The following is a 24,507-nucleotide window of genomic DNA, read 5'->3' as shown; positions in this document are numbered from 1 at the left end:
CGTGGGCCCCGCCTGTGCGGCGGGGCCCGCGCGCTCAGGGTCGCGAGGCCACCGGCGCGTTGCCGCCGATGTGCCGATCGAGGAAGGCGAGCAGGCGCGTGTAGTACTCGCGCAGGTGCGGCTGGGTGTAGAAGCCGTGGCCTTCGTTGTCGTAGTACAGCGACTCGACCGGCACCCCGGCCTTGCGCAACGCGGTTTCCATGGCCCGGGTATGGGCGACGGGCGTGACCTGGTCCTCGCCGCCCGCAGCCATGAACACCGGCACCCGCATCCGCTCGGCCAAGCGGGTGGGCGACACCGCCGTCAGTGCCGCCGGATCCGTGCCGATCCAGTCCTCCGACCAGGTTTCCAGCGAGCGGGCGCCCCTGGCCAGGGCGCGGCTGCGCATGACCAGGTCGTAGACGCCGACGTAGCCTGCGGCGCAGCGGTACAGCGACGGCTCCTTTGCCACGCCCATCAGCGCGGCGTAGGCGCCGTAGCTGGCCCCGTAGATGCATATCCGCGCCGGATCGGCGATGCCCTGCGCGATCGCCCAGCGCGTCGCGTCGGTCAGGTCGTCCTGCATCGCCAGTCCCCACTGGCGGGCACCGGCCTGCTTGAAAGCCTGGCCGTAGCCGCCGGAACCGCGATAGTTGACCTGCAGCACGGCATAGCCGGCCGCGGCCAGCAACTGCGGCTCCTCGGCAAACTCCCACGTGTCCTGGACGCCGTACGGCCCTCCGTGCGGCAGCACCACCAGCGGCAGCCCCCGGCCATCGCTCCCCCTGGGCACGGTCAGGTAGCCGTGCAGGCCGGTGCCGTCACGCGCCTCCAGCGCGACCGGCCGGACCTCGGCCATTTCCAGCGGGTCCAGCCAGGCGCGCCGGCTGATCAGGTGCTCGGCGCTGTTGGCGACCGTGTCGAAGCGGAAGAAATCGCCACTGTTGCGGTCCGACGTGGTCAGGACCAGCGCCACCCGGCCATCGGCCGTACGCGAGGTGATCCGCACCAGTTCGCCCTCGAAGGCCTGTTCCAGCCTGCGCTGCAGCCGCGCATCGGGATGCTCCGGATTGAAGAACGCGGTGCGCGGCCTGCCGTCCATGAACAACGCACCGATCGGCTCGCGCGGGCCGCTGCTGGCGTAGATGATCTCGTAGGGATCGACCGCGTCGTCGCGCAGCACCTCGCGGCGCTGGCCGCTGGCCACATCCCAGGCGACGATCGAATCCGGCCCGTGCGGATGGTCGCTGCGCAGGTAGGCGGTGGACCCGTCCGCGGAGAAGCCCAGGGGCGTCTCGCGGCGCTTGCTGGCGCCCTCGTCGTTGATGAGCACCCACTCGCCCGCCTCGCCCGCACGGTGGTAGAGGCGGCTGAGGTTGTCGCCGTCGGCGCCCACCGCCATCCGCACTACGCCCTGGTGGTCGGTGGTGAACGTCGCGTTGCGCACCGGCACTCTCGCCAGCGTGATGCGGCGGCCGCTGCGCACGTCCATGCGCTCGGCGCGGGTGTACGCATCGTCGCTGAAATTGCCGACGGTGACGACGACGTGGCGATCGTCGGCCGGCAAGGCGTCGGTGAGATGCGCCCAGACCTGCTCTGGCTTCTTGGGCTGGATGCGCGTCCCGCCCCCGGCGTCCGCCACGCGCTGGCCGACCAGCATTTCGGCCGCCGCGCCGCTGGCATTGACGCCGAAAATCTCGCCGGTGAATTTCGGCCGCGCCTGCATGCCGAGCTTCTCCGCCACGCCCAGCAGCACGCGCCCGTCATTGGCCCACTGGAACCAGGCGATGTCGGTATTGCGGCCCAGCGAGAAACTGGTGGTGACCTTCATGTCGGACAGGCGCAGGATCACCACGCCGGTACGGTCCTCCATCGGCAGCGTCGCGGCCAGGTACGTGCCACCCGGCGAGAGCTGCACGTCGCGGAACTCCTCGCGGCGCACGAACTGAGCCACATCCACCGGCATCGCCACCTGTGCGGCCACCTCGCCGCACGCAAGCGCCGCACACAGCGCCAACGCGGCGCCCTTCCCCCTGTTCGTGGACATCGTCTCCCCTGTCTGCACACGGCCGCGGTCGCGGCTCCCCGGCGCAGATTATCGGAGATCAGATCCCGCGATCCATGCCGGCGATCACACTGTGCAGCCCGTCGCGCCAGTGCGGCGGATCGATGCCGAAGTCGTTCCGGAGGCGCGTGGTATCCAGCTGCGAATAGGCCGGTCGCCGCGCGGGCGTGGGGTAATCGGCCGTGGCGATGGGCAGCACCCGCGGTGCGCGCGGCAGCAGGCCGGCGGCCACCGCTTCGGCGAAGATCGCCTCGGCGAAGCCGTGCCAGCTGGTATCGCCGGTGGCGACCAGGTGCCAGGTGCCGCTGGTCCGCGCTTCCGGCCCCAGTGCCTGCGACAGCGCAGCGGTGGTGACGTCGGCGATCAGCGCCGCCGGCGTCGGCGTGCCGGTCTGGTCGGCCACCACGCGCAGTTCCTCGCGTTCGGCACCGAGCCGCAGCATGGTCCGCAGGAAGTTGTGCCCGTGCGCGGCATAGACCCAGGCGGTGCGGAAGATCAGGTGACGCCCACCGGCCGCGCGAACCGCCTCCTCGCCGGCCAGCTTGCTGGCGCCGTACACGCCCAGCGGCGCGGTCGGATCGTCCTCGCGGTAGGGACGGGTTCCCTGGCCGTCGAAGACGTAGTCGGTGGAGTAGTGGACGAAAGGAATCCCCGCCGCGGCGCAGGCTCCGGCCAGGGCGGCAGGCGCTTCGGCGTTGATCCGGAAAGCCGCCTCGACGTCGCTTTCGGCCTTGTCCACTGCGGTGTAGGCGGCGGCGTTGACCACGGCCGACGGCGCCACGTCGCGGACCAGCGCCACGAGCGACTGCGGCCCGGACAGGTCGGCAACGGCACAGGCGCGGCCATCGTCGAGCCGTCCGTCGCGGGTGGCGGCGACCACTTCGCCGAGCGGCTGCAGGCTGCGGCGCAGTTCGCGGCCGATCTGGCCGTTGGCGCCGACGACGAGCAGCCGCGTCATGCGACGTAGACCGGCAGGCGATCCTCGGCGATGTCGGCCAGCAGCGGCGCAGCGCTGTCCTTGGGCGACAGCTGCGGGTCGGACACCGGCCAGTCGACGCCGATGTCACCATCGTTCCAGCGCACGCCGGCATCGGCTTCCTTCACGTACACGTCGGTGCACAGGTAGCTGAACACCGCGCGCTCGGAAAGCACGGCGAAACCGTGGGCGAACCCCTCCGGTATCCAGAACTGGCGCCGGTTCTCCGCGCTGAGGATCACCGCCTCCCAGCGGCCGAAGGTCGGCGAGCCGCGGCGGATGTCCACCGCCACGTCGTAGACCTCGCCTTCCAGCACGCTGACCAGCTTGCCCTGCGGGCGCGGCCACTGGTAGTGCAGCCCGCGCAGCACGCCCTTGACCGAGGTCGACACGTTGCTCTGGACGAACTTCGTCGGCAGTCCATGCTGGCCGAAGCGCGCGGCGTTCCAGGTTTCGAAGAACACGCCGCGCTCATCACCGAATACGGCCGGCTCGATCACCACGCAACCCGGCAGGCCGGTCTCGATCAGCTTCACCGCACCACCTCGCCGCGCCGCGCCAGGTCGAGCAGGTACTGGCCATAGCCGTTCTTGGCCAGCGGCGCGGCCAGCCGCTCCAGCTGCGCCACGTCGATCCAGCCGTTGCCGAACGCCACCTCCTCCGGGCAGCACACGCGCAGTCCCTGTCGCGCCTCGATCGTTTCGATGAAAGTCGAGGCTTCCAGCAGCGACTGGTGGGTGCCGGTATCGAGCCAGGCGTAGCCGCGGCCCAGCTGTTCCATATACAGCTGCCCGTCTTCGAGGTAGCGCTTGTTGAGGTCGGTGATTTCCAGCTCGCCGCGCGGCGACGGCTTCAGTTCGGCGGCGTAGTCGCTGGCCCTGCCGTCGTAGAAGTAGAGCCCCGTCACCGCATAGTTGGAACGCGGCTGCGCCGGCTTCTCTTCGATGCCGACCACCCGGCCCGCGCCGTCGAACTCGGCCACGCCGTAGCGGCCGGGATCATGCACCCAGTAACCGAACACGGTCGCACCCTCGTTCCGCGCATCGGCGTGCTTGAGCAGCGCTGTGAGGCCATGGCCGTGGAAGATGTTGTCGCCCAGCACCAGGCAGCTGGGCTGGCCGGCGACGAAGTCGCGGCCGATCAGGTAGGCCTGGGCCAGGCCATCCGGACTGGGCTGGGCCGCGTATTCGATGCGCATGCCCCACTGCGAACCGTCGCCGAGCAACGCCTGGAACAGCGCCTGCTCCTGCGGGGTGTTGATGACCAGGACTTCGCGGATGCCCGCCAGCATCAGCACGCTGAGCGGGTAGTAGATCATCGGCTTGTCGTAGACGGGCAACAGCTGCTTGCTGACCGCACGGGTGATCGGATAGAGCCGGGTGCCGGAACCGCCGGCCAGGATGATGCCCTTGCGTTGCGTCATACCGCCACCCCGAAGCGTTCGAGCCGGTAGCTGCCATCCAGCGCGCGCTTCACCCAGTCCTGGTGCTCCAGGTACCAGTCGACCGTGCACGCGATGCCCTGCTCGAAGGTGTGTTTCGGCTCCCAGCCCAACTCGTCCTTCAGCTTGGAGGCATCGATCGCATAGCGGCGGTCGTGGCCTGGCCGGTCGGCGACATGGATGATCTGGCTGCTGCGCGGCCGGCCGTCCTCGCGCGGGCGGCGCTCATCCAGCAGCGCGCAGATCGCCTCCACGACCTCGATGTTCTGCTTCTCGGAGTTGCCGCCAACGTTGTAGGTCTCGCCCACCCGGCCCTTGGCCAGCACGGTGCGGATCGCCTCACAGTGGTCGGCCACGAACAGCCAGTCGCGCACCTGCTTGCCGTCGCCATAGACCGGCAGCGGTTCGCCGGCCAGGGCCTTGGCGATCACCAGCGGGATGAGCTTCTCCGGGAAGTGGTACGGACCGTAGTTGTTGGAGCAGTTGGTGGTCAGCACCGGCAGCCCGTAGGTGTGGTGGAAGGCGCGGACCAGGTGGTCGGAGGCGGCCTTCGACGCCGAGTATGGGGAATTGGGAGCGTAGGGCGTGGTCTCGGTGAACCTGCCGGTCTCGCCCAGGGTGCCGTAGACCTCGTCGGTGGACACGTGCAGGAAGCGGAACGCGTCCTTCGCCGGACCCTCCAGACCCCTCCAGTAGTCACGCACCGCCTCCAGCAGGCCCAGGGTGCCGACCACGTTGGTCCGGATGAAGGCGGCCGGATGGTCGATCGAGCGGTCCACGTGGCTTTCGGCGGCGAAGTTCAGTACCGCATCGGGACGGTATTCGGCCAGCAGCCGCACGACCAGCGCGCGGTCGCCAATGTCCCCGTGCACGAACAGGTGGTCAGGGTTGCCTTCCAGCGACGACAGCGTGTCCAGGTTGCCGGCATAGGTCAGTGCATCGAGGTTGACCACGCGCACGCCGCGCGCAACCGCATCCAGCACGAAGTTTCCGCCGATGAAACCGGCGCCGCCGGTCACTAGCCAAGTTGCCACGGGCTATTCCTTGGTACGGAAGACGCGCTTCACTCAATGCCGCTCGCCTAGGGCCCGGCCGCGTTTCAGCCAGTCAAACCCGCGACGCTCAGAACGGAATATCGTCGTCGGCGAAGTCGTCGTTGAAGCCGCCGGCCTGCGGCGCGGCCGCGGCGGCCGGCGCGGCGCGCTGGGCGGATTCGCGGCGCGGCGGCGCGCTGCGCTGCGGGCGCTCGCCGCGGTCGGCGTAACCGCCACCCTCGCCGCCACCCGGGCGGCCGCCGAGCATCTGCATCTCGTCGGCGACGATCTCGGTGATGTAGCGATCCTGCCCGTCCTGGCCGGTGAACTTGTCGTAGCGGATGCTGCCCTCGACGTAGCACTGCGAGCCCTTGCGCAGGTACTCGCCGGCGATCTCGCCGAGCTTGCCGAAGAATTTCACCCGGTGCCATTCGGTGCGTTCCTGGGTGTTGCCGTCGCGGTCCTTGCGCACGCTGGTGGTGGCCAGGCGAACGATGGTCACGGCCATGCCGGACTGGGTGTACTTGGTTTCGGGATCGTCGCCGAGGTTGCCGACCAGGATCACCTTGTTGATGCCACGCGCCATAGTCTTGGGTCCGTCTGTCATGCCCGGGGACCCGGGCAGGGGAAGCATTGGAGTATACCGGCGCACCCCGCGCCAGCGCTGAACCCCGCGGCCCGGGGTAGGGTTTCTCCGCGGGCGCCCCTTATAATTCAGGCACTTTCCCTGGCGGCCTTGCATGGCAGACCACCCCAGCCCCCTCCCCCACGCCACCCTGCCCCGGATCCAGGCCCTGGCCGCCGGCGACATGGCCGCGGTCGACGCGCTGATCCGCACCCGGCTGGCGTCGGACGTGGTCCTGATCAACCAGGTCGCCGAGCACATCGTCTCGGCCGGCGGCAAGCGCCTGCGGCCGATGCTGGTGGTGCTGGCTGGCCAGGCTACAGCGGAGACCGGCCGCACCGGTGCCGACCACCATCAGCTGGCGGCGATCATCGAGTTCATCCACACCTCCACCCTGCTCCACGACGACGTGGTCGACGAGTCCGACCTGCGCCGCGGCCGCAGCACCGCCAACGCGATCTGGGGCAACGCCGCCAGCGTGCTGGTCGGCGACTTCCTCTACTCGCGCAGCTTCCAGCTGATGGTGGAACTGGACCGGATGGAGGTGATGCGGGTGCTGGCCGACACCACCAACCGGATCGCCGAGGGCGAGGTGCTGCAGCTGCTGCACGTGCGCAACCCGGACACCGACGAGGCCGCCTACCTGCGGGTGATCGAGCGCAAGACCGCGGTGCTGTTCGCCGCTGGCACGCAGCTGGGCGCGCTCGCTTCGGGCGCCGACGCGGCCGTGCAGCAGGTCCTGTACGACTACGGCATGGCCCTGGGCTACGCCTTCCAGATCGCCGACGACGTGCTCGACTACACCGCGGATGCTGCCGACCTGGGCAAGAACCTGGGCGACGATCTGGCCGAGGGCAAGGCCACCCTGCCGCTGATCCACGCCATCGCACACTCGGACGAGGCCGTCCGCCAGCGCCTGCGCAGGATCGTGCAGGCGGGCGACAGCGCCGCCATGCCCGAGGTGCTGGCCGCGATCCACGCCACCGGCGGGCTGGAGTACAGCCGCCGCCGGGCGATGGACTATGCCGCCGCGGCCGAGGCCGCGCTGGCCGGCATGCCCGGGTCCGAGGCCATGGACGCGTTGCGTGGGCTGGCACGGTACGCGGTGGAGCGCAGCCATTGACCGTCCCGCCGCGGCAGGGCCACGGGAAGCATCATAGGGCTGCTTGTCACTCGATCTTGCTGTAGGTGAAGCTCACCTTGTCGGCGGCGCAAGCGCTCACCGTCGCATCGTGCAGCTTCAGCGACTCGCCCGTGCCGCGGTCGCCCATTTCCACCGTGCTGTACACGGTCCCGACCCGGCAATCGGGCAGGCTCGCCTCCACCGTCACCGATCCGGCACTCGTGTCGGCCGGCCCGACGAAAATCATCGGCTTGTGCTGGCGCTTGCCGGTGGGAAGGCCGGAAGCGGCATCGCGCGGCGCGGGCGCGCGCGCGCCCGAGCTTGCGCTCGGATTGGACGCACCCCAGCTGAAGGAATGGATCTCGATCTCGCCCTTGTGGTCCTGGTGGGCACGGCCCGGCGCAGCGGCGGCGCGCGAGCCCTGTACGGCTTCCCCCTTGATATCGCCGAGCTTCAGGTAGGCGGCGGCCTGCGCGGCGACCGGAAGCGCGAAGGCGACGAGCCCTGCGATGAGCATGGTGCGTCCCGGGAAAACGCGCATGTCACTCTCCCCTTTTGGCTGCCTTGCAGCCCGCGAACTTACGCGCCTGCGCGGATGAACGCAGGCTGACTGAAAGGGCCGCCATTCCGAACACTCCGCCGGGCATGCCTGCTTCCGCTTGCATACAGGGCCAGCGGGCGCCCAGGCGCTACTGGATCCCCAGCCCCGGGATAGTGCTGATCGCATCCGGGTCGAAGCCGGCCAGCGCGGCGAAGTGGCGCCCGCGCTCGGTGTAGTCGCGGTAGGCGCCGAAGCTGGGGGCGCCCGGGGAAAGCAGCACGACGCCCTCGCCGCCGAGCAGGCGCCGCGCGCGCGCCACCGCGTCGGGCAGGTCGGCTGCAGCCTCCAGCGCGAAACCGCCGCCAGCCGCCAGCGGCGCAAGCAATTCATGGATGCGCCGGCCATTGCCGCCCATCGTCACCACCGCCGCCGGCGCGACCTCGTGCATGCGCGCGGCGAACGCCGACCAGTCCAGGCCGCGGTCGTGGCCGCCCAGCAGGATCGCCACGCGCCGGTCGCGGTGGCAATCCAGCGCCGCCAGGCTGGCGTGCGGGGTGGTGCTGATCGAATCGTTGACGTACCCGATCCCGTCGCGCTCGCCCAGCCACTGCAACCGGTGCGGCAGCGGGCGGAAATCCAGCGCCGCACCGGCCAGCGGCGCGGCGTCCACGTCCAGCGCCTCGATCGCGGCCAGCACCGCGCACAGGTTGCCGCGGTTGTGCCGGCCCGGCAGCGGCACCGCCGCGGTGTCGAACACGAAGGCGTCACCGCGGTACAGCGCGTCGCCGCGCAGGTGCCAGCCGTCTTCCCGGTTGAACCAGAGCACGCGGCTGTCGGGCAACTGCAGCCCGGCCAGGCGCGGATCGGCGGCGTTGAGCACCGCCGTGCGCGGACGCGCGGCGGTGACCAGCGCCAGCTTGTCGGCGACGTAGCGCGCCTCGCTGCCGTGCCAGTCCAGGTGTTCGGGAAACAGGTTGAGCACCACCGCCACTTCCGGGCGCACGCCGCTGGCGGCGACGTCGCCGGTCTGGTAGCTGGACAGTTCGATCGCCCAGAACTCCGGCAACCGTCCATCGGGCGCGGCATCGGGCACGTCCAGCAATGGCAGGCCGATGTTGCCGGCCAGCGCGGTGCGGTGGCCGCCGGCGCGCAGCAGGTGCGCCAGCAACGAGGTGGTCGTGCTCTTGCCCTTGGTCCCGGTCACGCAGACCGTGCGCGCATCCGCGTGCGCGGCGAACCACAGCGCGGTACCGCCGACGAAGCGGGTGCCGCGTGCGGCCGCGGCCTGCGCCTCGGCCCGGTACGGGCTGATCCCCGGCGACTTCACCACCACGTCGAACGCCGACAACGCTTCGGCGTCGGCCCGGGTGGAGGTCGTCAGCAGTGCGTCGCCGAGCGAGGCCGCCTCCGCCACCTCGGCCTCGCTGCAGAACAGGGTCAGCGGCAGCGCCGGCAGCCGCGCACGGATCGCGCGCCAGGCGGCACGACCTTCGCGCCCCCAGCCCCACAGGGCAACGCGGCTGCCCTCAAGCTGCGAAATGCGCACGCACCCGCTCCCACACCGGCGCCGGCACGCGGTGCTCGCCGGCGACCTCGAGCAGGGATTCGACCGCCAGTTCCGCCGGGTCGAGCTGCGGCTGGATCTCGCGGGCGAAGCGCGCCACCAGCGCGTCCTCGCGCCAGTCCGCGCGCGCGGCCAGCGCCGCCATCGCCGCGCGCGACTCGCGGCCCTCGCCCACGCATTCGAACGGCTTGTGCTCCTGGTACTCCAGCAGCGCGTCGAAACCAGGCGCCTGCAAGGCGTCGTCGAGCAGGTTGCGGCCGAAGATCCGCACCAGCCGGGTCTTGGGCATGAACGGCGCCAGCGCCAGGAACACGAAGTGGCACTTGGGACACAGCCCGCACCAGCGCTGCGCCGGCTTCTCGCCGAGGATGTGGAAGTTGCGGTTGCAGCTGGAAAAGTGCGCGTCGTAGTGGTCGTTCTTCGCGAACTGCCGTGCCACCGCCAGCTCCGACAGTGGCCGCAGCAGCGAGTAGTAGTGCAGGTCGGCGGCCACGGCGCGCTCGACATGTCCGCCGAACGCCTGTTCGAAGGCCCAGCCCTTGGACCACTGGTGGTTGACTTCGTTGGTGACCGTGCCGTCGGCGGATACGATCAGGCTCCCGTAGCTCGCCGAGCGCTCGTTGGAGAACACCACCTGGCCGGCTCCGGTGAGCAGCGCGGCCAGCACCAGGATCGCCGAGTTCACCGCGGTCACCGGGATGTGGCCGTTGTACGCACCCTGGCGGTTGATCTCGAACAGCTGCGGCGCCAGCGCGCGGCCGATGTTGAGCGTGGGCAGGCCGGTGCGCTCGGCGCAGGTGCGGATCAGCTGCGAGCCGCCGATCCAGGTCACGGTCTGTTCGATACCGGCCGCGCGCAGCGCCTCGATGCTGACCAGCGAATCCTTGCCGCCGCCGATCGCCACCAGCGCGCGCGGCGCCAGCCCCAGCGCCGGGGCGGGATCGCCCGGGAGGCTGTCCGCCGGGAAACGGATGCGCCCGTGCAGGTCCAGCCCGTTGCGGTAGGCGAACTCGCCCAGGCCGTTGAGGTAGACCTGCTCCAGCAGCGACGCGGTGGCCGCGTCGATGGCGTAGCCGTCGATGCGGATCTCGCCCGGCACCGCGGCCTTGTAGTAGCTGACCCCCGCGACCAGGTGCAGCAGGCGCAGCGCGCGCTCCACCGCCTCCGCGCGCGCGCCGTCCAGGACGAACGGCGCGCCCGGCACGGTGACGGTCTCCACCAGTTCCGGGCCGTCGTCGAAGGCGTAGGCCAGTTCGGCCACGCCGGTGGCGGCGTCGAAACCGCAGCGCACGAAGCGGAAAACCCGGATGGCGTCTCTGTCGAAAGTGGTCATGCAAAGTCCGTGGTGGAGCGTGCCTGCCGGCGCAGGTAGCGCCGGCAGAGCAGGAAAGCGATGGCCAGCGCCGGCAGCGTGCCGATCAGCAGGGCCGCGAGGGTAGCGCCGAACACGATGGATGGCACCCAGTTCGCCAGTTCGCGCAGCGGCATGGCCGCTGCGGCGAAGCGCTGGTCGAGCAGGCCGGTGAACAGCACCCAGCAGGCGACCATCGCCGGATACAGCAGCAGCGCGGTGGCGGTCGCACGGACCGCCATGCCGATCGCACTCCAGCGCCGCCCCGCCTGTGCCGAGCGGCGCTGCCAGCCGCCGACCGACACCGCGGCCACCAGCGCCGCCAGCGCGCCGGTGGGGCTCCACTGGGCGGCGATGCGCAGCGCCTGCCCGGGCGGCAGCTCGAACACCAGCGCCGACGCGACCAGGTAGCCGAGCACGGTCAGCGCCGCGCCGGACAGCGTCGCCAGCAGCACGAGCTCAGTCCGCGGCCCCATCGATCACGTCCTCGTCCGGCAGCGCGCGCTGGTTGTAGGTGCTGGCCATCGCGTGGCCGTAGGCGCCGGCGTCGGCGATCAGCATCACCTCGCCCGGCGCGGTGGCCGCCGGCAGGTGCCGGTGCCGGCCGAACACGTCGCTGGATTCGCAGATCGGGCCGACCACGTCGAACACGCCGTCGGCCGCCTCGTCCAGCCGCTCCAGGTTGGCGACGTCGTGCCAGGCGTCGTACAGCGCTGGGCGCGCCAGCGCATTCATGCCGGCATCCAGGCCTACCCGGCGCACGCCGTCCTTCTCGATCACCTGGGTGGCCCGCGCCAGCAGCACGCCGGCCTCGGCCACCAGGTAGCGGCCGGGCTCGATCACCAACTCGAACGCCGGATGCACCGCGCGCACTTCGGCCAGGCCCGCGGCCCAGGCCGCGACGTCGAACGGCTCGTCGTCGGCGCTGTACGGGATCGGCAGGCCGCCGCCGATGTCGAGCGTGGACACCGTGCCGATGCGGCGGGCGAAGCCGGCCAGCTCGTCGCACATCTGCCGCCAGTGGCCCATGTTCTCCACGCCGCTGCCCAGATGCGCGTGCAGGCCGGTGATCGTCGTCCCCAGCGCGCGCGCCGCGTCCACGAACTCGTCCACGCGCTGCGCCGACAGGCCGAACTTGGAGTCCTTGCCGCCGGTGTTGACCTTCTGGTGGTGGCCGTCGCCGTGGCCCAGGTCGATCCGCAGCCAGAGCTGGCGGCCGCGGAACACCTCCGGCCAGCGCCGCAGCGCCTCGACGTTGTCCAGGGTCACGGTGACGCCGAGCGCGAACGCCTGCGCGTACTCGTCCACCGGGGCGAAGCTGGGGGTGAACAGCACCCGCTTCGGATCCAGCTGCGGCAGCGCCGCGAACACGTGGTGCAGCTCGCCCAGCGACACGCATTCCAGGCCGAAGCCCTCCTCCACCAGCGCGCGCAGGACCGCCGGGTGCGGGTTGGCCTTGATCGCGTAGTAACGGTGGTCGACCGCGGCCACCGACTTCAGCGCACGGGCGCGCTCGCGCACGGTGGGCAGGTGGTAGACGTAGCGCGGCGTGCCCGCCTGCGCCATCCGCAGCAGCCGCCCGCGCTCGCCGTGCCACCACGGCAGCGGCCGCGGCCGCACCGCGCCGTCGAGCTCGCGCCAGCGCGGCCCGAACACGTCCTTCTCCAGCACCGGCATCGCGCCGCTGTCGATCAGCGCCGCGTGCAGCTCCGGCAGCAGGCCGTCGGCGTCGGCCTCGTCGATGACGAAGGTCAGGTTCAGGTCGTTGGACGACTGCGAGATCATGTGCACGCGTTCGTGGCCGAAGCTCGAAAACACGTCCGACAGCCGGTGCAGCAGCGAGCGCATGCCGCGCCCGACCAGGGTGATCGCCGCGCACGGCACGATCACCTTGACCCGGCCGATCTTCTCCAGGTCGGCGGCCAGCGCCGCCAGCACGTTCTCGCTGAGCAGGTTCTCGCTCGGGTCCAGCGACACGGTGACGTTGGTCTGCGAGGTGCCGATCATGTCCACCGACAGGCCGTGCCTGCGGAACAGCGCGAACACCTCGGCCAGGTAGCCGACCTGCTGCCACATGCCGATGTCCTCGACCGACACCAGCACCACCCCGTTGCGGCGGCTGATCGCCTTGACCCCGGGCACGGTCGCCGCGCTGCGGTCGATGCTGGTGCCGGGCAGCTCGGGCCGCTCGGTGTCGAGGATCGCCATCGGCACGCCCGAATCGCGGCACGGCTTGATCGAACGCGGGTGCAGCACCTTGGCGCCGGTGGTAGTGATCTCCTGCGCCTCGGCATAGCCGAGCCGGTTGAGCAGGCGCGCGTCGGGCACCTCGCGCGGGTTGGCGCTGAACATGCCGGGCACGTCGGTCCAGATCTCCACCCGGCCAGCGCCGAGCAGCGCGCCGAAATAGGCGGCCGAGGTGTCCGAACCGCCGCGGCCGAGGATCGCGGTGCCGCCCTCGGTGTGGCGGGCGATGAAGCCCTGGGTGATGAGCAGGCGCGTGGGCTGGGCCGCGAAGCGCGCGCGCCAGGCGTCGTCGGCCTGCCACTGGCAGTTCACCGACAGCCGCCGCGACCACTCGCTCTGGTTGGGCTGCGGCGGCAGCGCGTCCAGCCAGTCGCGCGCGTCGGTCCAGCCCATATCCAGGCCCTGCGCGCGCAGGTAGGCGGCACCGAGCGTGGACGACAGCAGCTCGCCCTGGCCGAGCACCTCGGCCTGCCAGTCCAGCGGGCGGGTGGCCGCGCGCGGATCGTCGAGCAGCCCGCGCAGCGCGGCCAGGCGTTCGCCCAGCACCGCGTCGGCATCCAGCTCGAGGTCTGCGAGGAAGTCGCGATGGCGCTGTTCCAGCGCCGCCACGCGCGCGGCGCCGTCGGCGGCTCCCTCGGCGATGGCGGTCAGTTCGTTGGTCACGCCCGACAGCGCCGACACCACCACCAGCACGCGCGAGCCGGTCTGCTCGGCGCGCTGTTTCGCCAGTTTTCCGATCGTGTCCCAGCGGTGGCGACGCGACACCGAGGTGCCGCCGAACTTGAGGACGATCCAGCCGCCGGGGGCGGCGTCTTGCATGGGCGAAACTGCGGACATGGAGTGTGTTGTGGGGACCACCCGACCACCGGGCATGAACCGCCGATTCTAAGCCGAATCGCCGGCCGGAATGGTCGCGGACGAGAGCGTCCGCCCCCATCGCCGTCGACCCGGCGAAAGCCGGGACCCAGTGACTTTGCCCCGGGCCCAGCGCAAACCGAAACGCAAGTCGCCGGGTCCCGGCTTTCGCCGGGACGACGGCAGGGGAAATCCCTGCGCTAGTCTTGAACGCGAACGCCGCCTCCCGGACCACCTCCGATGCCCACTCGCCGCTACACCCAGCTCGACGTATTCGCCCCCCGCCCCGGCGCCGGCAATCCGCTGGCGGTGGTGTACGACGCCGCCGGCATGGACGAGGCGGCGATGCAGGCCTTCGCGGCCTGGACCAACCTGTCGGAGACGGTGTTCTTCCTGCCGCCGACGGTGCCGGAGGCCGACTACCGGATCCGCATCTTCACCCCGCGCATGGAACTGCCCTTCGCCGGCCATCCCAGCGTCGGCGCCGCCTGGGCGGCGCTGGACGCCGGCCTGGCCCGCGAGCGCGACGGCCGCCTGCTGCAGGAATGCGCGGCCGGACTGCTGCCGGTCCGGATCGGACGCCACGACGGCGGCATCGTGCCGGCGGTGCGCAGCCCGCCGGCGCAACTTCGCGCCACCGCCGCCCCGTACTGGTTGTGCGCCGGACGCGTGTGGGGCGCTGCGCGCGGCGCAATGGAACCGCAGCTGTGGAACAACGGCCCGGACTGGTGGCTGCTGGAACTGGCCGACGCGGCGGCGGTGCGCGACCTGCAGCCGGACCAGGCCGACATCGCCGCGCTGCCGGTCAGCGGCAAGCTGGCCGTGTTCGCACAGGCGGACGCGGGCAGCGAGGCGCAGCTGGTGGTACGCGCCTTCGCGCCGGCGGTGGGCATCGCCGAGGATCCGGCGACCGGCAGCGTCAACGCCAGCATCGCCGCCCTGCTGCACCGGCACGGCCGCCTGCCCGGCACGGATGGCCGCTACGTCGCCAGCCAGGGCCGCGAAATCGGCCGCGACGCACGCCTGGAGCTGGAAGTGGATGCCGACGGCGAAGCGTGGGTTGGCGGCCCGGTGCATGCGGTGATCCGTGGCACGGTGGACTGGTAACCTCGGCCGCCTCCCCCGACCAGGACCGTTGCCATGGCCCCCCGCCCGTTCGTCCAGGTGGACGTGTTCGCCGACCGCCCCGGCGCCGGCAACCCGCTGGCGGTGGTCCTGGACGCCGGCGGACTGGACGAGGCCGCCATGCAGGCCATCGCCCGCTGGACCCGGCTGCCGGAGACCACCTTCGTCCTGCCGCCGACGCGACCTGGCGCCAGCTACGGCATCCGCATGTTCAGTCCCAAGCGCGAGGTGCCGTTCGCCGGCCATCCCAGCGTCGGCACCGCGCACGTGGTCCTCGAGGCGGGACTGGCGCAGCCGCACGACGGCCTGCTGGTGCAGGAGGGGATCGCCGGCCTGCTGCCGTTGCGGGTGGACGCGGACGGCGGCGTGCGCCGGATCGCGATCCGCACCCCGCGCTCGCGGCTGGTCGAGACCGCCGACGCGCGCGGCTCGCGCATGGCCGAAGCGCTGGACTGGCTGCCGCCGGGCGAACTGCCGCCGGCGCTGATGGACGGCGGCCGCCGCTGGTGGCTGGCCGAGGCGCGCGACGAGGCCAGCCTGCGCAACGCGAGGCCGGACTGGGACGCGATCGCCTCGCTGGCGCACGCCACCGAGAGCATGGGCGTGCTGGCCTTCGCCCGCTGCCAGGGCGAGGACTACCAGGTCGCCGCGCGCGCCCTGGTCGGCGGCCCGGCGGTGTTCGAGGACGCCGCCTCGGGCGCGGCCAACGCGACGCTGGCGGCCTGGCTGGCGCTACGCGACGCGCTGCCGGGCCGCGACGGCCGCTACCGCGTCAGCCAGGGCCGCGAGGTCGGCTACGACGCGCGCCTGGACATGCAGGTGGATGCCGAGGGCGAGGTCTGGTCCGGCGGCCAGGTGGTCAGCGTGGTGCGCGGCACGATCGACTGGGCGTAGCGCCGGTGCTCCGCATGGCCGCCCCGACCGCGGCCCCTCGCCGTTTGTAGGAGCCGGGTTCAGCCGGCGACACGACGTCCTCGGCACGACGACGCCTTCCGGCTCCATTCGTCCCAGACGGCAACAACGCCGTTGCTGATGCGGAGCAACCGGGACCTGGCCGATGACAAGGCGACCCCGACACAGGTGACGCCCTCATGGTCCAGACGCCCGTGTCGCCGGCTGAACCCGGCTCCTACAAGCAGGAAGCCCTCAGCCGTACCGCAACAGCCACAGCGAGACCAGGCCGGCGGCCAGCACCGCCGCGCCCAGCCGGCGCAGCATCGCGTCCGGGCGGGTGAGCAGCTGTTCCATCGTCCGCCGCCACAGCCCCGGCGCGGCGAACAGGAACAGCCCCTCGATCACCGCGACCAGGCACAGCGCCTGGAGCAGCGCGGCCGCCATCAGCGTTCGTTCTTGAAGTACTGCAGGAACGGATCGTTCCGGTCGAGCACGATCACGCCCTGACCGTCGGCGAACGCGTTGCGGTAGGCCTCCAGGCTGCGGTGGAACGAGAAAAAGGCCGGGTCGGTGTTGGCCACGTCGGCGAACAGCCGCGCCGCCTGCGCATCGCCCTGGCCGCGCAGCATCTGCGCGTCGCGCTCGGCCTCGGCCACGATCACCGCCTGGTCGCGGTCGGCCTGGGCACGGATGGTGCGCGCCTGCTCCTCGCCCTCGGCGCGCAGCGCGCTGGCCACCTGCTTGCGCTCGGCGCGCATGCGGTCGTAGACCTGTTTGATCACGTCGCTGTCGGTCGGCAGGTCGATCTGCTTGAGGCGGATGTCGACGATGCGCATGCCCAGCGTCTCGGCGCCCTTGTTGATGCCTTCCAGCTGCTTGGCGATCACCTCGCTGCGGTCGCCCGACACCAGCTGGGTCAGCGTGCGCGAGTTGATCTCGTTGCGCAGCGAGTCCTTGATGATCGGCGCCAGGCGGTCGGCGGCGGCCGATTCGTCGCCGCCGGTGGCGCGGTAGAACGCGCGCGCGTCGTTGATGTAGCCGATCGCCACGAAGTCGACGCTGACGTCCTTGCGCTCGGAGGTCAGGTAGCGCTCGGGCGAGAAGTCGACCAGGGCGAAGCGGCTGTCGAAGGCGCGCACGGTCTCGACCAGCGGCCACTTGAAGTGCAGGCCGGGGCCGATGTCGGTGCGGGCCACGCGGCCCAGGTTCAGCACCAGGGCGACCTGGCCTTCGCGGACCACGTAGACCGAGCCGAGCAGGCCCAGCAGGGCGGCGACCGCCAGGGCGATCCAGAGGGAGTATTTCATCGGACGGGCTCCTCGCGGCCGGTGCGCGCAGGGTCGCGGACGCCGCTGCGTACCTGATCGGGGGTACTTTCGATCGCCGGCAGCAGCGCCTCGGCGGTGACCGCAGGGCCCAGCGGCGCGGCCGTGGACGCGGCACCGGCCGGCATCGGCACGTAGATCAGCTGGCGGCCGTCGCCGCCGACCACCTTGCGGTTGCGCGACAGCACGTCCTGCACGGTTTCCAGCCATAGGCGCTTGCGGGTGACCTCCGGCGCGTTGCGGTATTCGTCGCGCAGCAGGCTGAAGCGGGCCACGTCGCCCTCGGCGTGGGCGATCTTGGCCGCCTTGTAGCCCTCGGCCACGGTGCGCCGGCGCGCCGCTTCGCCGCGCGCCTCGGGCACGACCTTGGCCGCGTAGGCGCGCGCCTCGTTGATCAGCTGGTCCTTGATCTGCTGGGCGCTGTTGACCTCGTCGAAGGCCGGCTTGACCTCCTCCGGCGGACGCGCGTCCTGCAGGTTCAGCTCGGTCACCACCAGGCCGGTGCGGTAGGCGTCCATCGAGGCCTGCAGCTGCTGCGACGCGCTGACCGACAGCGGGCCACGCGCGCCGAGCACGGTGTCCAGGTCGGCGCGGCCGACCTGCTCGCGGACCACGCTCTGCGCCACCTGCTCGAGCATCCGCTGCGGGTCGCGCGAACCGAACAGGAACAGGCGCGGGTCGCCGACCCGGTACTGCACGTTCATGGCCACGTTGACGATGTTCTCGTCGCGGGTCAGCACCGGCACGGTGTTGCTGAAGGTCTTGATCTGGGTCGCGTTGACCTTGATCACCCGCTCCACCGGCCACGGCCACTTCAGGTTCGGGCCGGGCTGCATCACCCGCGCGAACTGGCCGAAGCGCAGGACCACGCCGCGCTGCTGCTCGCCAACCAGCTGGAAGCTGCTCAGCAGCACCAGCAGGGCCGCGCCCAGCAGGAGCCAGCGGCCGATGCCGCCGCCGTCGCCGCCGAAGACTTCGCGCAGCTTGGCCAGGACGCCGTCCAGCCCGCCGCCGCCGTTGCCGGAAGGGCGGCGCGGCGGCCAGGGGTTGCGGGGCGGGGTGTCGGGCGAGTCGCCACCCTTGCCGGGGCCGCCTTTGCCAGGGGTGTTCCAGACCATGAAAACTCCGTATCGGTGGGTCCCGTCCGCCGCGGAGCCGCGGACGGGGCATGACTGGATTCTAGCAAGACCGCGCCACCAGCCGGCCGCGCGCGCTGTCGACACGCCTGTAGGAGCCGGGTTCAGCCGGCGACACGCCAAGTCGGCACAGGCGACTCCCTCGTAATTCCGACGCCCGTGTCGCCGGCTGAACCCGGCTCCTACACATGGAAAGCGCGGCGGAATCAGTCTTCCTGGCGCGGTGGCAGCAGCGCGCGCAGCGCCTGACCGTCGGCGCGCGCGGCCAGGCGCTCGGCCTCACCGCGCGGCAGGTCGACCTGCAGCAGCCAGCCGTGCTCGTCGGCCTGCTCGGCGCGGACCGCGTCGAGCTGGTGCAGGCGCGCGCGCAGGCGCCCGGCCTGCGGCGGCAGGCGCAGCTCGCCGAAGGCCCGCTGCAGGTCCAGTCGCCGCGCCAGCGCCGCCTGCAGCAGTTCCATGCCGCGGCCGTCGCGGGCCGACAGCCACACCCGCTCGCGGTGGCCCGGGTCGTCGCCCTCGCCGCCGCTGTGGTCGTGGCGCGGCTCGGCGCCCTCGATCCGGTCGATCTTGTTGAACACCAGCAGCTGCGGCAGGTCGCCGGCGCCGACCTCGGCCAGCACCGCGTCGACCTGGGCGATGCGGTCGTCGCGCTGCGGATCGGCCGCGTCGATCACGTGCAGCAGCAGGTCGGCCTCGCGTGCTTCCGACAGGGTCGAGCGGAACGCGGCCACCAGTTCGTGCGGCAGGTCGCGGACGAAACCCACCGTGTCGGCCAGGACCACACTCCCGCCCGGCAGCGACACTCGGCGCACGGTCGGGTCCAGGGTTGCGAACAACTGGTCGGCCGCGTAGGCGTCGGCACCGGTGAGCGCATTGAACAGCGTGGACTTGCCGGCGTTGGTGTAGCCGACCAGCGCCACCCGCGGCAGTTCGCTGCGCACGCGCGCACGGCGCATCTGCGTGTGCTGGACCTCGACCTTGTCCAGGCGGCGCTGCAGCTGCTCCAGGCGCTTCTGCAGCAGGCGGCGGTCGGTTTCCAGCTGGGTCTCGCCGGGGCCGCGCAGGCCGATCGCGCCGCCGCGCTGGCGCTCCAGGTGGGTCCAGCCGCGGACCAGGCGGGTGGCCATGTGCCGCAGCTGGGCCAGTTCGACCTGCAGCTTGCCCTCGTGGCTGCGCGCGCGCTGGGCGAAGATGTCCAGGATCAGGCCGGTGCGGTCGACCACGCGCCGCTGCAGCGCCTTTTCCAGGTTGCGTTCCTGGCCCGGGCTGAGCGGATGGTTGACCAGGATCAGGTCGGCGCCGGTGGCGTCGGCCGCGGCCTTGACCTCTTCCAGCTTGCCGCTGCCGATCAGGGTCGCCGGGTTGGGCCGGTCGATGCGCGCGGTCAGGGTGGCGGCCACGCTGGCCCCGGCCGAGCGGGCCAGGTCGGCGAACTCCTCGAGCACGTCCTCGGGTACGGCCCCACCGGCGTGGGGCTGGATCAGCAACGCGTGTTCACCCTTGCGGGAACGTTCGAACAATCAATACTCCGGGGGTCACTCGGCCTCGTCGCCGCCTTCCCCGGATTCGCCCGGCTGCTGCACGTAGCCGCCGCCCGGGCCGACCCGGACATTGCGCGACGGCACGACGGTGGAAATGGCGTGCTTGTAGACCATCTGGCTGACGGTGCTGCGCAGCAGCACCACGAACTGGTCGAAGGATTCGATCGTACCCTGCAACTTGATGCCGTTCACCAGGTAGACCGACACCGGCACGCGTTCGCGGCGCAGTGCGTTCAGGAAAGGATCCTGCAGCGATTGTCCCTTGGACATCGGTTTTTCCCCTTGTTCTTCTTATGGGCCGTGCGCGGGCCTCCCCGGCCCGTGCCAGGCATGTTACACAAGCCCGCGCCCGGGAACCGGGGCCGGCGCGGCCAGGAAGCGGGAAACCGCCTGCCGGAGTTGACCGCCGTCACGTTCCGGATCGAACCAGCGCGCGTCGAGCTCGCCGCGCAGCCAGGTCAGCTGGCGCTTGGCCAGCTGGCGGGTGGCGAAGATGCCGCGGTCGCGGAACTCCGCGGCGGAGGTCGCGCCATCGAGGTGCTCCCAGGCCTGGCGGTAGCCGACCGCGCGCAGCGCCGGCAGGTCCGGCGGCCGTGGATGGTCGTGCAGCGGCGGCAGCGCGCGCAGCCGCCGCACCTCGTCGAGGAAGCCGGCTTCCAGCATCGCGTCGAAGCGGCGCGCGATGCGCGCATGCAGCAACGCGCGCTCGGCCGGCGCCAGCACCAGCCGGAGCACCCGCAGCGGCAGCCGTGGCGGCGACGGATCGCGCTGCCATGCGCTGATCGGGCGGCCGCTGAGCCGGTATACCTCCAGCGCGCGCTGGATGCGCTGGGCATCGCCCGGACGGATGCGCGCGGCGGCGGCCGGATCGACGCCGGCCAGCTCGGCGTGCAGCGCGGCCCAGCCGCGATCCTGCGCCTCGGCTGCAATCGCCGCACGCAGCGCCGGATCGGCCTGCGGCATCGGCGCCAGACCGCGCAGCAGCGCCTGGAAGTACAGCCCGGTGCCGCCGGCCAGCACCGGCAGCCGGCCGCGGGCGACGATGCCGTCGATCGCCGCGCGCGCATCGGCGGCGAACTCGGCCGCCGAATACGGCTGCCACGGCTCGCGCACGTCCAGCAGGTGGTGCGGCACGCCGGCGCGCTCGGCCGCGTCCGGCTTGGCCGCGCCGATGTCCAGTCCGCGGTAGACCAGCGCCGAATCGACGCTGACGATCTCGCCGCCGTGGCGCTGCGCCAGTTCGATGGCGAAGGCGGTCTTGCCCGACGCGGTCGGGCCCATCACCGCGATGGCCAGCGGCCGCGCGTCCTCGCCCATTCCGGCCCGGCCTCAGTCGTCGGGCCAGCGGATCGCCGGCGCCGCATCGCGCCGCGGCGCGGGTACCGCGGCGACCGCCTCCCACACCTTCAGCGCGTCGACCGTGGCGGCCACGTCGTGCACGCGCACAATCCGCGCGCCGCGCTGGGCGGCGAGCAGGTGCGCGGCCACCGAGCCGGCGACGCGCTCGGCCGGCGCCTGGCGCCCGGTCCACTCGCCGATGCTGCGCTTGCGCGACAGGCCGGCCAGCACCGGCACGCCCAGCTCGGTGAAACGTTCCAGCCCGGCCAGCAGCGCGAGGTTGTGGGCGGTGGTCTTGCCGAAGCCGAAGCCGGGGTCGGCGACCAGGTGCTTCTTAGGGATGCCGGCCAGCTCGGCGGCGAAGATCCGCTCGGCGAGGAAGCGGTGGACCTCGGCGACCACGTCGTCGTAGCGCGGATCGTCCTGCATCGAACGCGGCTCGCCCAGCATGTGCATCAGCACCACCGGCACACCCTGCGCCGCGGCCGCCTCCAGCGCGCCGTCGCGGCGCAGCGCGCAGACGTCGTTGATCATGCCGGCGCCGGCCGCCACCGCCGCGCGCATCACCTCCGGCTTGCAGGTGTCGACGCTGACGGGCAGCGCGGTCCCGCGCACCAGCCGCTCGACCACCGGGATGACGCGGCGCAGTTCCTCTTCCAGCGGCACCTCGCCGGCGCCGGGACGGGTCGACTCGCCGCCGACGTCGAGGATGTCCGCGCCCTCCTCCGCCAGCCGCAATCCGTGCGCGACCGCCGCCTCGGTGGTGGCGTGGGCGCCGCTGTCGGAGAACGAATCGGGGGTGACGTTGACGATGCCCATCACCCGGGTGCGGTCCAGCTTCAGCACGCGGCCGGCGCAGTCCAGGCTGGGGGAGACGTCGAACATCGGCATTGGCCCGGGTGGGAGTGCACGCAAGTCTGGCCCTTGGGGATGCCGCAAACAATCCCGGCGGGCCGCGCGCGGTCATGGACCGGTGCGATCCGGGCACACATCGCCCCGTCGTCCCGGCGCAAGCCGGGACCCGGTGTCTCCAGCACGTGCCGTGCCGGTGATGGGTGCGAGGAAAGTCGCTGGGTCCCGGCTTGCGCCGGGACGACGGGAGATGGGCGAAGTCGCGCCCGGTGGCGGTTCAGTCCCCGCCGATCTCCGCATCGAAGCGCGCGGCGCGGTACCGCGCATAAAGGCCGAAGACGAACGCCGCGGCGGCCACCAGCACGCTGATCCCCACCAGCGCCAGCGGCAGCCGGCCCAGCGCGTAGAACAGCGTGGTCACGGTGAGCACCGTCGAGGCGCCGCCGAAAGCGCCCGACGCCCACGGGCGCCAGGGGTTGCGGACGTAGTAGCTTTGCCGCGGATCGCGTTCCTGCTGCGGATCGGCCATGGGCGGCGGCCCGTCAGGTCTGCGTGGCCGGCCCGCCCACCGGCGGCAACGGGCGCGTGTCGCCCTTGTCGTCACCCTTGCCCGACTTGTCCCAGCCCATCGGCGGCGGCGGCTCGCGGCCTTCCATGATCGCGTCGATCTGCGGTGCGTCGATGGTCTCGTACTGCAGCAGCAGCTGGGACATCGTGTGCAGCTTGTCGATGTTCTCGGTCAGCAGGGTCTTGGTGCGCGCGTAGGCCTTGTCCAGGATCGAGCGCACCACCTCGTCGATCCGCCGCGCGGTGTCGTCGGAGACGTTCTTGTGCTGGGTCACCGAGCGGCCGAGGAACACCTCGTCCTCCTCCTCGCCGTAGGCGATCGGCCCCATCTCGTCGCTCAGGCCCCACTTGGTGACCATGTTGCGCGCCATCTTGGTCGCGCGCTCGATGTCGTTGGAGGCGCCGGTGGTGACCTTGTCCTCGCCGAAGATCAGTTCCTCGGCCACGCGGCCGCCGTACAGCGCGCACAGCCGCGACTCGATCGCCACCCGGTTCATCGAGTAGCGGTCGCCCTCGGGCAGGTACATGGTCACGCCCAGGGCGCGGCCGCGGGGGATGATCGTGACCTTGTAGACCGGGTCGTGCTCGGGCACCAGGCGGCCGACGATGGCGTGGCCGGCCTCGTGGTAGGCGGTGAGGGTCTTCTCCTCCTCGCTCATCGCCATCGAGCGGCGCTCGGCGCCCATCAGGATCTTGTCGCGGGCGCGGTCGAAGTGGTCCATGCGGACTTCCTTCGCGTTCTCGCGCGCGGCGAACAGCGCCGCCTCGTTGGCCAGGTTGGCCAGGTCGGCGCCGGAGAAGCCGGGGGTGCCGCGCGCGATCACCAGCGGCTCGACGTCGTCGGCCAGCGGCAGCTTGCGCATGTGCACCTTGAGGATCTGCTCGCGGCCCTTCACGTCGGGCAGGCCGACCACCACCTGGCGGTCGAAGCGGCCGGGGCGCAGCAGTGCCGGGTCGAGCACGTCGGGACGGTTGGTCGCGGCGATCACGATCACGCCCTCGCCGCCCTCGAAGCCGTCCATCTCCACCAGCAGCTGGTTGAGAGTCTGCTCGCGCTCGTCGTGGCCGCCGCCCAGGCCGGCGCCGCGATGGCGGCCGACCGCGTCGATCTCGTCGATGAAGATGATGCAGGGAGCGTGCTTCTTGGCCTGCTCGAACATGTCGCGCACGCGGCTGGCGCCGACGCCGACGAACATCTCGACGAAGTCCGAGCCGGAGATCGAGAAGAACGGCACCTTGGCCTCGCCGGCGATGGCGCGCGCCAGCAGGGTCTTGCCGGTGCCCGGCGGGCCGACCATCAGCACGCCGCGCGGGATCTTGCCGCCGAGCTTGGTGAACTTGGAGGGGTCGCGCAGGAAGTCGACCAGTTCGCCGACCTCCTCCTTGGCCTCGTCGCAGCCGGCCACGTCGGCGAAGGTGACCTTGACCTGGTCCTCGCCCTGCAGCTTGGCCCGCGACTTGCCGAACGACATCGCGCCCTTGGCGCCGCCGCCGCCGCCCTGCATCTGGCGCATGATGAACAGCCAGAAGCCGATGATCAGCAGCACCGGCAGGAAGTTCAGGACGATGCCCCAGAAGCCCGGGCCGGTCTTGGGCTTCTCGCGGGTCACGTCGACGTTCTTGCTCACCAGCTGGTCGATCAGCTTGGCGTCCATCGGGCCGACCACCTGGCCCTCGGTGCCGTCGCTGCGGCGATAGCGGATCGCGTTGGCGGTGAAGGTGCTCTCGTCGGTGAACACCACCGTGCGGATGCGGCCGGCGTCCACGTCCTGCAGGAAGCGGGTATAGCTCGGCGACTCGCCGACCGTGGTGCCGGGGGCGCCGTCGCGCGGGGAGAAACTCTGGAACACGACCATCAGCACGATGGCGACGACCACCCAGAGCAGCAGATTCTTGGTCAAGTCGTTCATCCTCATCGGCTCCGCGGT

At 71.6% G+C, this 24,507-nt stretch carries 23 protein-coding genes; 3 read left to right on the top strand and 20 right to left on the bottom strand.

Going from position 1 to position 24,507, the window contains the following annotated elements; all coding sequences use genetic code 11:
• Positions 1 to 34 precede the first annotated feature (34 nt).
• The 6 genes from WQ53_RS12400 to ssb all read right to left on the bottom strand — a co-directional run bounded on the left by WQ53_RS12400 (position 35) and on the right by ssb (position 6,081).
• The gene (locus tag WQ53_RS12400) at positions 35 to 2,026 is read right to left on the bottom strand and encodes an alpha/beta hydrolase family protein (RefSeq protein WP_082113014.1); all 1,992 of its coding nucleotides are present in this window, start codon (positions 2,024 to 2,026) and stop codon (positions 35 to 37) included.
• A gap of 58 nt (positions 2,027 to 2,084) precedes the next feature.
• Positions 2,085 to 3,002: a dTDP-4-dehydrorhamnose reductase gene (gene rfbD, locus WQ53_RS12395; RefSeq protein WP_052632829.1), complete on the bottom strand. Its 918-nt coding sequence runs from the start codon at positions 3,000 to 3,002 to the stop codon at positions 2,085 to 2,087.
• On the bottom strand, positions 2,999 to 3,556 hold the full coding sequence (rfbC, locus tag WQ53_RS12390) for a dTDP-4-dehydrorhamnose 3,5-epimerase (protein WP_052632827.1): 558 nt from the start codon (positions 3,554 to 3,556) through the stop codon (positions 2,999 to 3,001). Before rfbC ends, rfbD begins: the two co-directional genes overlap by 4 nt.
• Positions 3,553 to 4,443, bottom strand: a complete 891-nt coding sequence (gene rfbA / locus WQ53_RS12385; RefSeq protein ID WP_052632825.1) for a glucose-1-phosphate thymidylyltransferase RfbA — start codon at positions 4,441 to 4,443, stop codon at positions 3,553 to 3,555. The genes rfbC and rfbA overlap by 4 nt, the downstream gene beginning before the upstream one ends.
• Positions 4,440 to 5,495, bottom strand: a complete 1,056-nt coding sequence (gene rfbB, locus WQ53_RS12380) for a dTDP-glucose 4,6-dehydratase (RefSeq protein WP_052632824.1) — start codon at positions 5,493 to 5,495, stop codon at positions 4,440 to 4,442. Before rfbB ends, rfbA begins: the two co-directional genes overlap by 4 nt.
• An 88-nt stretch (positions 5,496 to 5,583) precedes the next feature.
• Entirely contained in the window at positions 5,584 to 6,081 is a 498-nt protein-coding gene (gene ssb, locus WQ53_RS12375; RefSeq protein ID WP_052632822.1) for a single-stranded DNA-binding protein, read from the bottom strand.
• A gap of 154 nt (positions 6,082 to 6,235) precedes the next feature.
• Between ssb and WQ53_RS12370 the strand changes: the two genes are divergently transcribed.
• The gene (locus tag WQ53_RS12370; RefSeq protein ID WP_052632820.1) at positions 6,236 to 7,243 is read left to right on the top strand and encodes a polyprenyl synthetase family protein; all 1,008 of its coding nucleotides are present in this window, start codon (positions 6,236 to 6,238) and stop codon (positions 7,241 to 7,243) included.
• A gap of 46 nt (positions 7,244 to 7,289) precedes the next feature.
• Here the strand turns inward: WQ53_RS12370 and WQ53_RS12365 are convergent, their stop codons facing one another.
• The 5 genes from WQ53_RS12365 to WQ53_RS12345 form a co-directional block, all read right to left on the bottom strand.
• Positions 7,290 to 7,784 carry a type VI secretion system tube protein Hcp gene (locus tag WQ53_RS12365; protein WP_158497843.1) on the bottom strand — a complete coding sequence of 165 codons (495 nt, stop codon included), beginning with the start codon at positions 7,782 to 7,784 and terminating at the stop codon, positions 7,290 to 7,292.
• 148 nt (positions 7,785 to 7,932) lie between these two features.
• Entirely contained in the window at positions 7,933 to 9,330 is a 1,398-nt protein-coding gene (gene murD / locus WQ53_RS12360; protein ID WP_052632816.1) for a UDP-N-acetylmuramoyl-L-alanine--D-glutamate ligase, read from the bottom strand.
• Positions 9,311 to 10,681 carry a UDP-N-acetyl-alpha-D-muramoyl-L-alanyl-L-glutamate epimerase gene (murL, locus tag WQ53_RS12355; RefSeq protein ID WP_052632814.1) on the bottom strand — a complete coding sequence of 457 codons (1,371 nt, stop codon included), beginning with the start codon at positions 10,679 to 10,681 and terminating at the stop codon, positions 9,311 to 9,313. Before murL ends, murD begins: the two co-directional genes overlap by 20 nt.
• Positions 10,678 to 11,175 carry a hypothetical protein gene (locus tag WQ53_RS12350; protein WP_144409324.1) on the bottom strand — a complete coding sequence of 166 codons (498 nt, stop codon included), beginning with the start codon at positions 11,173 to 11,175 and terminating at the stop codon, positions 10,678 to 10,680. The genes murL and WQ53_RS12350 overlap by 4 nt, the downstream gene beginning before the upstream one ends.
• Positions 11,159 to 13,765, bottom strand: a complete 2,607-nt coding sequence (locus WQ53_RS12345; protein ID WP_144409323.1) for a bifunctional aspartate kinase/diaminopimelate decarboxylase — start codon at positions 13,763 to 13,765, stop codon at positions 11,159 to 11,161. Before WQ53_RS12345 ends, WQ53_RS12350 begins: the two co-directional genes overlap by 17 nt.
• A gap of 276 nt (positions 13,766 to 14,041) precedes the next feature.
• Between WQ53_RS12345 and WQ53_RS12340 the strand changes: the two genes are divergently transcribed.
• Positions 14,042 to 14,908 carry a PhzF family phenazine biosynthesis protein gene (locus WQ53_RS12340; RefSeq protein ID WP_052632807.1) on the top strand — a complete coding sequence of 289 codons (867 nt, stop codon included), beginning with the start codon at positions 14,042 to 14,044 and terminating at the stop codon, positions 14,906 to 14,908.
• A gap of 33 nt (positions 14,909 to 14,941) precedes the next feature.
• Positions 14,942 to 15,820: a PhzF family phenazine biosynthesis protein gene (locus tag WQ53_RS12335; protein WP_052632804.1), complete on the top strand. Its 879-nt coding sequence runs from the start codon at positions 14,942 to 14,944 to the stop codon at positions 15,818 to 15,820.
• A gap of 252 nt (positions 15,821 to 16,072) precedes the next feature.
• On the opposite strand, the gene WQ53_RS12330 is transcribed toward WQ53_RS12335, so the two are convergent.
• The 9 genes from WQ53_RS12330 to ftsH form a co-directional block, all read right to left on the bottom strand.
• Positions 16,073 to 16,264 carry a DUF2065 domain-containing protein gene (locus WQ53_RS12330; protein WP_052632802.1) on the bottom strand — a complete coding sequence of 64 codons (192 nt, stop codon included), beginning with the start codon at positions 16,262 to 16,264 and terminating at the stop codon, positions 16,073 to 16,075.
• On the bottom strand, positions 16,264 to 17,127 hold the full coding sequence (hflC, locus tag WQ53_RS12325; RefSeq protein WP_052632799.1) for a protease modulator HflC: 864 nt from the start codon (positions 17,125 to 17,127) through the stop codon (positions 16,264 to 16,266). Before hflC ends, WQ53_RS12330 begins: the two co-directional genes overlap by 1 nt.
• Positions 17,124 to 18,263: an FtsH protease activity modulator HflK gene (gene hflK / locus WQ53_RS12320; RefSeq protein WP_052632797.1), complete on the bottom strand. Its 1,140-nt coding sequence runs from the start codon at positions 18,261 to 18,263 to the stop codon at positions 17,124 to 17,126. The genes hflC and hflK overlap by 4 nt, the downstream gene beginning before the upstream one ends.
• Before the next feature lie 224 nt (positions 18,264 to 18,487).
• The gene (hflX, locus tag WQ53_RS12315; RefSeq protein ID WP_052632795.1) at positions 18,488 to 19,801 is read right to left on the bottom strand and encodes a ribosome rescue GTPase HflX; all 1,314 of its coding nucleotides are present in this window, start codon (positions 19,799 to 19,801) and stop codon (positions 18,488 to 18,490) included.
• A gap of 15 nt (positions 19,802 to 19,816) precedes the next feature.
• Entirely contained in the window at positions 19,817 to 20,092 is a 276-nt protein-coding gene (gene hfq, locus WQ53_RS12310; protein WP_052632793.1) for an RNA chaperone Hfq, read from the bottom strand.
• Between the two features lie 63 nt (positions 20,093 to 20,155).
• Positions 20,156 to 21,139, bottom strand: coding sequence for a tRNA (adenosine(37)-N6)-dimethylallyltransferase MiaA (gene miaA, locus WQ53_RS12305; protein WP_052632792.1), 984 nt, complete (start codon positions 21,137 to 21,139; stop codon positions 20,156 to 20,158).
• A gap of 12 nt (positions 21,140 to 21,151) precedes the next feature.
• A complete protein-coding gene (gene folP / locus WQ53_RS12300; RefSeq protein WP_052632790.1) occupies positions 21,152 to 22,045 on the bottom strand; it encodes a dihydropteroate synthase in 894 nt (297 codons plus the stop codon).
• 244 nt (positions 22,046 to 22,289) lie between these two features.
• Positions 22,290 to 22,541 (bottom strand): hypothetical protein, encoded by a 252-nt coding sequence (locus WQ53_RS12295; protein WP_052632788.1) that lies wholly within the window; start codon positions 22,539 to 22,541, stop codon positions 22,290 to 22,292.
• A 13-nt stretch (positions 22,542 to 22,554) separates the two neighbouring features.
• Positions 22,555 to 24,489: an ATP-dependent zinc metalloprotease FtsH gene (gene ftsH / locus WQ53_RS12290; RefSeq protein ID WP_052632786.1), complete on the bottom strand. Its 1,935-nt coding sequence runs from the start codon at positions 24,487 to 24,489 to the stop codon at positions 22,555 to 22,557.
• Positions 24,490 to 24,507 lie beyond the last annotated feature (18 nt).

This window comes from Pseudoxanthomonas suwonensis (assembly GCF_000972865.1).
GTDB classification, from domain to species: Bacteria; Pseudomonadota; Gammaproteobacteria; order Xanthomonadales; family Xanthomonadaceae; genus Pseudoxanthomonas; species Pseudoxanthomonas suwonensis_B.
This window is presented reverse-complemented; position numbering and strand designations above follow the sequence as displayed.

What these genes read in the sequence shown, in the direction of transcription:
- folP (WP_052632790.1), bottom strand. Translation starts at nt 22,045, where the DNA reads ATGTTCGACGTCTCCCCCAGCCTGGACTGCGCCGGCCGCGTGCTGAAG.
- WQ53_RS12335 (WP_052632804.1), top strand. Translation starts at nt 14,942, where the DNA reads ATGGCCCCCCGCCCGTTCGTCCAGGTGGACGTGTTCGCCGACCGCCCC.
- murL (WP_052632814.1), bottom strand. Translation starts at nt 10,681, where the DNA reads ATGACCACTTTCGACAGAGACGCCATCCGGGTTTTCCGCTTCGTGCGC.
- WQ53_RS12295 (WP_052632788.1), bottom strand. Translation starts at nt 22,541, where the DNA reads ATGGCCGATCCGCAGCAGGAACGCGATCCGCGGCAAAGCTACTACGTC.
- rfbD (WP_052632829.1), bottom strand. Translation starts at nt 3,002, where the DNA reads ATGACGCGGCTGCTCGTCGTCGGCGCCAACGGCCAGATCGGCCGCGAA.
- WQ53_RS12340 (WP_052632807.1), top strand. Translation starts at nt 14,042, where the DNA reads ATGCCCACTCGCCGCTACACCCAGCTCGACGTATTCGCCCCCCGCCCC.
- WQ53_RS12370 (WP_052632820.1), top strand. Translation starts at nt 6,236, where the DNA reads ATGGCAGACCACCCCAGCCCCCTCCCCCACGCCACCCTGCCCCGGATC.
- hfq (WP_052632793.1), bottom strand. Translation starts at nt 20,092, where the DNA reads ATGTCCAAGGGACAATCGCTGCAGGATCCTTTCCTGAACGCACTGCGC.
- ssb (WP_052632822.1), bottom strand. Translation starts at nt 6,081, where the DNA reads ATGGCGCGTGGCATCAACAAGGTGATCCTGGTCGGCAACCTCGGCGAC.
- hflK (WP_052632797.1), bottom strand. Translation starts at nt 18,263, where the DNA reads ATGGTCTGGAACACCCCTGGCAAAGGCGGCCCCGGCAAGGGTGGCGAC.
- WQ53_RS12350 (WP_144409324.1), bottom strand. Translation starts at nt 11,175, where the DNA reads ATGGGGCCGCGGACTGAGCTCGTGCTGCTGGCGACGCTGTCCGGCGCG.
- ftsH (WP_052632786.1), bottom strand. Translation starts at nt 24,489, where the DNA reads ATGAACGACTTGACCAAGAATCTGCTGCTCTGGGTGGTCGTCGCCATC.
- rfbA (WP_052632825.1), bottom strand. Translation starts at nt 4,443, where the DNA reads ATGACGCAACGCAAGGGCATCATCCTGGCCGGCGGTTCCGGCACCCGG.
- miaA (WP_052632792.1), bottom strand. Translation starts at nt 21,139, where the DNA reads ATGGGCGAGGACGCGCGGCCGCTGGCCATCGCGGTGATGGGCCCGACC.
- WQ53_RS12365 (WP_158497843.1), bottom strand. Translation starts at nt 7,784, where the DNA reads ATGCGCGTTTTCCCGGGACGCACCATGCTCATCGCAGGGCTCGTCGCC.
- WQ53_RS12330 (WP_052632802.1), bottom strand. Translation starts at nt 16,264, where the DNA reads ATGGCGGCCGCGCTGCTCCAGGCGCTGTGCCTGGTCGCGGTGATCGAG.
- WQ53_RS12400 (WP_082113014.1), bottom strand. Translation starts at nt 2,026, where the DNA reads ATGTCCACGAACAGGGGGAAGGGCGCCGCGTTGGCGCTGTGTGCGGCG.
- hflC (WP_052632799.1), bottom strand. Translation starts at nt 17,127, where the DNA reads ATGAAATACTCCCTCTGGATCGCCCTGGCGGTCGCCGCCCTGCTGGGC.
- WQ53_RS12345 (WP_144409323.1), bottom strand. Translation starts at nt 13,765, where the DNA reads ATGCAAGACGCCGCCCCCGGCGGCTGGATCGTCCTCAAGTTCGGCGGC.